The sequence below is a fragment of the Azospirillum lipoferum genome, from assembly GCF_024170005.1.
Classification (GTDB): domain Bacteria; phylum Pseudomonadota; class Alphaproteobacteria; order Azospirillales; family Azospirillaceae; genus Azospirillum; species Azospirillum lipoferum.
The window spans coordinates 1-1,388 of record NZ_JALJXJ010000048.1 but is presented as its reverse complement, the minus strand read 5'-3'; the positions used below and the strand labels follow the sequence as shown (position 1 = coordinate 1,388).

The window sequence follows — 1,388 nt, the reverse complement described above, 5'->3', positions numbered from 1 at the left end:
GACAGTGCGGCGGACATGAACCGGGTGTCGGGCACCAGCGGCAACACGCTGCTGGTCTCAGGCCTGGAGACGCTGATCGGCTCGAGCGGGACGGACGTGGTCTATCTCGGCTCGGCCGGCAACACGCTGCTGGTGTCGGGGCTGGAGATCCTGGTCGGCGGGGCCGGCAACGACGCGGTGACGCTGGGCGACGGCGGCAACACCGTCCTGCTGCGCGGCATCGAGACGCTGACCGGCAACAGCGGGGTCGACGTGCTGGCGCTCGGCGATACTGGCAACACGGCGACGGTGTCCCTGTTCGAGAGCATCATCGGCGGCACCGGCAACGATCTCGTCACCCTTGGCTCGATCGGCAACACGCTGCTGGTGTCGCAACTCGAAACGCTGGTCGGTGGGGCCGGTACCGATGTGGTGACCATCGGCACGGCCGGCGGCACTCTGCTGACGATCGGGATCGAGACGCTGATCGGCGGTGCGGGCGTGGACGTCATCCTCACTGGTTCGGCGGGGGCGACCCTGACCGTCTCGGGTGCGGACTTCGTGATCGGCAGCGCCGGCACCGATGTCCTGACCCTGGGGTCCGCCGGCAACACCACCACCATCCGCAACATCGACATGCTGATCGGCGGTGCGGGATCCGATCTGGCGATCCTGGGCGACACCGGCAACACCCTGACCTTGGGCTCGGGCGTCGAGATCCTGGTCGGTGGTGTGGCGACCGACGTGGTGACCATCGGCACCGCGGGCACCACCCTGCTGACCCGCGGTGTCGAGACCCTGATCGGCGGCGGCGGCATCGACATGATCACCCTGGGTGACACGCCGAACACGGTCACCGTGACCGGCATCGACACCCTGACCGGCGGTGCGGGCACCGATGTCGTCTTCACCGGATCGGCCGGCGTGACGATGACGGCCTCGGGTGTCGAGTTCCTGGTCGGCGGCACCGGTTCGGACGTCGTGACCCTGGGTGCGGGCGGTACGACCACCACTGTCCGCGGCATCGACACCCTGTCGGGTGGTGCGGGCAGCGATCTGGTGATCCTGGGCGACACCGGAGTCACCATGGCGCTGGGTTCGGGCATCGAAATCCTGGTCGGCGGCGCCGGTTCCGACATCGTCAGCCTCGGCGATGGCGGCAACGCGCTCCTGCTGCGCGGCATCGAGACCCTGATCGGCGGCACCGGCAATGACGTCATTACGCTCGGCGACACGCCGAACACGGTCACCGTGACGGGCGTCGAGACCCTGAACGGCGGCGCCAACACCGACATCGTCTTCACCGGTTCGGCCGGCGTGACGATGACGGCCTCGGGCGTCGAGTTCCTGGTCGGCGGCACCGGTTCGGACGTCGTGACCCTGGGTGGTTCGGGCAACACCGTCATCAC

Annotated in this window: 1 protein-coding gene; it reads left to right on the top strand. The window is 68.7% G+C overall.

Annotation, left to right across the window (positions count from 1 at the left end; all coding sequences use genetic code 11):
* Positions 1–1,388 (top strand): beta strand repeat-containing protein (locus J2848_RS35805; RefSeq protein ID WP_253568879.1); only part of this gene is annotated, 1,388 nt, incomplete at both ends.